Source organism: Aeromicrobium sp. PFPM2_SD2 (assembly GCF_057364525.1).
Genome location: NZ_JBNFNZ010000238.1, coordinates 1 through 3,830, shown reverse-complemented (window position 1 = coordinate 3,830; position 3,830 = coordinate 1). Strand labels below are relative to the sequence as shown.

At 74.3% G+C, this 3,830-nt stretch carries 7 protein-coding genes; 1 reads left to right on the top strand and 6 read right to left on the bottom strand.

Annotated elements, in window-relative coordinates; translation table 11 throughout:
• The 6 genes from AC2W7G_RS11165 to AC2W7G_RS11140 form a co-directional block, all read right to left on the bottom strand.
• On the bottom strand, positions 1-864 hold an 864-nt coding region (locus AC2W7G_RS11165; protein WP_485868491.1), incomplete at its 3' end, for a serine/threonine-protein kinase.
• A 96-nt stretch (positions 865-960) separates the two neighbouring features.
• A complete protein-coding gene (locus AC2W7G_RS11160) occupies positions 961-2,115 on the bottom strand; it encodes a ferredoxin--NADP reductase (protein ID WP_485868490.1) in 1,155 nt (384 codons plus the stop codon).
• On the bottom strand, positions 2,007-2,516 hold the full coding sequence (locus tag AC2W7G_RS11155) for a hypothetical protein (RefSeq protein ID WP_485868489.1): 510 nt from the start codon (positions 2,514-2,516) through the stop codon (positions 2,007-2,009). The genes AC2W7G_RS11160 and AC2W7G_RS11155 overlap by 109 nt, the downstream gene beginning before the upstream one ends.
• Entirely contained in the window at positions 2,513-2,698 is a 186-nt protein-coding gene (locus AC2W7G_RS11150) for a hypothetical protein (RefSeq protein WP_485868488.1), read from the bottom strand. Before AC2W7G_RS11150 ends, AC2W7G_RS11155 begins: the two co-directional genes overlap by 4 nt.
• A gap of 103 nt (positions 2,699-2,801) precedes the next feature.
• A complete protein-coding gene (locus tag AC2W7G_RS11145; RefSeq protein WP_485868487.1) occupies positions 2,802-3,059 on the bottom strand; it encodes a hypothetical protein in 258 nt (85 codons plus the stop codon).
• A 97-nt stretch (positions 3,060-3,156) separates the two neighbouring features.
• Positions 3,157-3,417 carry a WhiB family transcriptional regulator gene (locus AC2W7G_RS11140; protein WP_485868486.1) on the bottom strand — a complete coding sequence of 87 codons (261 nt, stop codon included), beginning with the start codon at positions 3,415-3,417 and terminating at the stop codon, positions 3,157-3,159.
• A 120-nt stretch (positions 3,418-3,537) separates the two neighbouring features.
• On the opposite strand from AC2W7G_RS11140, the gene AC2W7G_RS11135 reads away from it, so the two are divergent.
• Positions 3,538-3,830 (top strand): hypothetical protein (locus AC2W7G_RS11135; RefSeq protein WP_485868485.1); only part of this gene is annotated, 293 nt, incomplete at its 3' end.

Below are 3,830 nucleotides of genomic sequence, written 5' to 3'. Positions count from 1 at the left end.
GGTCATCATCTGGGTCGCCCCGGCGACCTGCGTGGCGTCCGCGAGCTGGGTGGCGTCGGCGTCCGCGCCGGAGGCCAGCGCCCGCAGCCGCTCGACCACGACGGCCGCCTCGGGACGGTGGGCCGGCTCCAGCTGGGTCATCGCCTGCAGCAGCGAGACCCACCCGGCCGGCAGGGACGACGGCACGTCCGGCGCGCGGTTCAGGCGCGCCATCGCCGCCTCGGTCGGCGTGCCCCCGTACGCCCGCTCCCCCGTCAGCGCCTCGAGCAGCACGAGGCCGAGCGAGTACACGTCCGAGGCGGGGGTGACGCTCAGGCCCTGCACCTGCTCGGGCGAGAAGTAGGCCGGCGAGCCGATGGTGGTGCCGACCTTCGTGTGGTGGGAGGTGTCGGCGACCAGGCGGGCGATGCCGAAGTCGGCCAGCAGCACGCGCCGGTCCTCGCGCAGCAGCACGTTGCCGGGCTTGACGTCGCGGTGCACGACACCGGCCTCGTGGACGTACGCCAGCGCCTCGGCGACCTGCACGCCGACCTCGGCCGCGCGGCGCGGCGCGACGGGCCCGCGCTTCGTCGCCTCGCCCAGGTTCGTGCCGCGCACCAGCTCCATCACCAGGAACGGGCGGTCGGCGCTCGTGCCGGCGTCCAGGAGCGTGACGAGGTGCGGGTGGTTGAGGCCGGCGAGCGTGCGGGCCTCGCTCATGAACCGGGCCCGGTCGGTCGGGTCGGGCTCGGGGTCGCGCAGCATCTTCACCGCGACCTCACGGCCCAGCAGCTGGTCCTTGGCCAGGTAGACGTCGGCCATGCCGCCGCTGCCGATCACCTCCCCCAGCTCGTACCGGTCGCCCAGCAGCACGGGTGCGCTCACCAGCTCGCCCCTCTCGCTCGTCCGTGTCGCCGGCGGTGCCGGCGTGGTCGTCGTCCATCTTGGGCGATGCCGCGCCGCGGCGCCGCCCGACGTCGGTCAGTACCCGCTGAAGTAGTCGGTGCGCGCCCGCGGCACGAAGCGCCGGACGGCGTGCACCATCGCCGGCGGCCCGGAGACGTACACCGTGCGCTCGCGGTGGTCGGGCACGTGGTCGTCCAGCACCTCGCGGGTCACGAACGCACCCCGCGCCCAGGTCCAGCCCTCGGGGAGGTCGGGCCGCTCGGGCGAGACCACGACGACCCTCGCGCCGGTGGCGGCGAGCTCGTCGCGGTAGGCCACGTCGTCGGGACCGGTCACGCCGTAGACGAGCACGACGTCGTCGCACGCGTGGTGACGCAGCTGGCTGACGAACGGGGTGATGCCGATGCCGCCGGCGACCAGCAGCATCGGGCGGGACGTGCGCGGCCACGTGAAGTCGCCCGAGACGCTCGTGGCCCGCACGACGTCGCCCTCGTCCAGGCCGACCAGGGCCCGCTTGAAGGCGCTCGGACGCTCGGGGACGCGCACCGCGACGGTCAGCTCGTCGCCGGGGGCCGAGCTGATGCTGAACGCCCGCCGGGTGCCGCGCCGGTCGCTGCCGTGCCCGGTGAGGTCGAGCTCGAGGTACTGGCCGGGCCGGAAGCGCACCGGGCGCTGGGGACGGAACCGCAGCTCCCAGACGTCCGGCGTGAGGCGCCGCTTGTCGACCACGTCCAGCCGCACCCCGCCGCGCTGGCCGAGCAGGAAGGCGACGACGTTGACGGCCACCAGGGCGATCTCGTAGGTGCTCTCGAACGGGCCCAGGACGACCGAGCCGTCGAAGGCGCGCTGGGTCCACAGCGGCCAGCTGAACAGGACGGCGGCCAGCGCGGCGAGCGCCAGCTGCTGCCAGCGGCGCGGCGAGAGGGTCAGCGGCTCGCTCAGCATGACGCCGGCGAAGAACACGATCGGCGTGGAGTAGAAGACGATCGACCAGATGCTCGTCGAGCCGGGCGGCGCCTGACTGATGACGGTGAACGACGGAGCGAGCGACCAGATGCTCAGGGCGGCGGCCACCACGACGAACACCGCGCCCATCGGGAGCCGCCGGGTCCGGTGCAGGATCAGCAGCGCGCCGACCAGCACCGGCCAGAACAGCGGCTCGCTGGCCACCCACCAGGCCGTCGACGGGATCGCCCAGCCGGTGACCTCCGCGAGCAGGACGGCCAGCACGACCCCGGCCGCGGCGGGTTGAGCACGTGCCGCCCTCGCCAGGCCAGGACGAACTTGGACGCGGCGGCGAGCGCGCCGACCAGCGCCAGCCAGCCGTACCCGGCGGCGTCCTGGGCCGGCCAGTAGAGGAACCACAGGATGAGCGCGGTGATGACCGACGACTCCACGTGCGCGCGGGTGCGCAGCGCGAGGGCGAGCACGAGGCTCGTGACGACGACGGACGCGACGAGGACGAGCAGGCTCAGCAGCATCGGTCCGACCGCGAAGATGGTCGGGTCGAGCTCCTCCAGCGCGGCCAGCACCACCGCGTAGGCGGCGAGCACGCCCAGCACGACCGTCACCAGGCGGTACATCGTGCCGCGGCCGAGCAAGCCGTCGAGGCGGGTCAGGACGGCTCTCACGAGAACAGCTCCCCGGTCAGGTCGCCGTGCACCCGGGCCCGCCCGTCGGCGGTCACCACCAGCGCGGCGAAGTCGAAGGCCTCGGCCAGCCGGTCGGCGGGCGCGAGGAAGAGCGCGGTGGCCAGCGCGTCGGCCACGAGGGCCCGCTCGGCCACGACCCAGGTGCGACGGACGTCGCGCACGGGGCGCACCAGTGCGGGCGTTCCAGGACGTGGTGCAGCCCCTCGCCCCAGGCGCGGCGGTTGGTCGCGGACGCGCACAGCGCCCGGCCGGCCTCGAGCTCGATCACGCCGATGGCCAGCGTCGGGTCGTCCGGGTGCTCGAGCGCGACCCGGGCCGCTCGCCCGCGACGTGCAGCAGGTCGCCGCTGCCGTCGGTGGACGCCACGTCGACGGCGTGCCAGGCGGTCGGCGCGTGCTCCATCGTGGCGATCGAGCCCAGCACCTTGGGCAGCCAGGCCATGCCGTCGTGCGCGACCAGGACGGCCGCCACCGTCGGCGGGTCCTCGAGCCAGGAACGGGGGTCATCGGGCTCGTCGAACACCCGGCGAGCGTACAAGCCCGCGCCCAGACGGGCACGGGGCTCGGGGCAGGACGATCGGGGCAGGCCGGAGCGCGCCGTGCGCGCCCGGCCCGGCGCGTCAGGCGCGCTTCTTGAGCTTGCGGCGCTCGCGCTCGGACAGACCGCCCCAGATGCCGAAGCGCTCGTCGTTCTCGAGCGCGTACTCCAGGCACTCCGTGCGGACCTCGCAGGTCAGGCAGACCTTCTTGGCCTCACGGGTCGAGCCGCCCTTCTCGGGGAAGAACGCCTCGGGGTCGGTCTGGGCGCACAGTGCACGCTCCTGCCAGGAGAGCTCTTCAGCGTCTTCCAGCGGCAGGTCCACACCCAGATCGAATGACATGGGTGAAATTACAGTCCTGCGACCGGGGGCGCGTCAAGCCGAACGCCGAAATATCACGAGATCGCGCTCGGGGCCGACCCCGACACGCCGGACGAAGGGCCCTTTGGCACCATGGCGGCCATGCGCCTCACCGTCCTCGCCGGGGCCGAGTCGGCCTCCTTCATGCGCGAGCTGGCCGCCCTCCTGCCCGGTCACGACCTCACCGTCGTCACCTCCGTCGCCCGCGACCAGTGGGTCCACGGGCTCAAGCGCACCCCCGATGCGGACGCGCTCCTGGACGCCCTGCGCCCGGCCGCGCCGCGCCCACGTCGCGGGGTCGCCGAGGAGCTCGCGGCGCTCGGGTGCCGAGCCCCGGTGGGCGCACGAGACGACGCCACGCTCGCCCCGCCAGGTGCTGCGCACCCCAGCTGCTG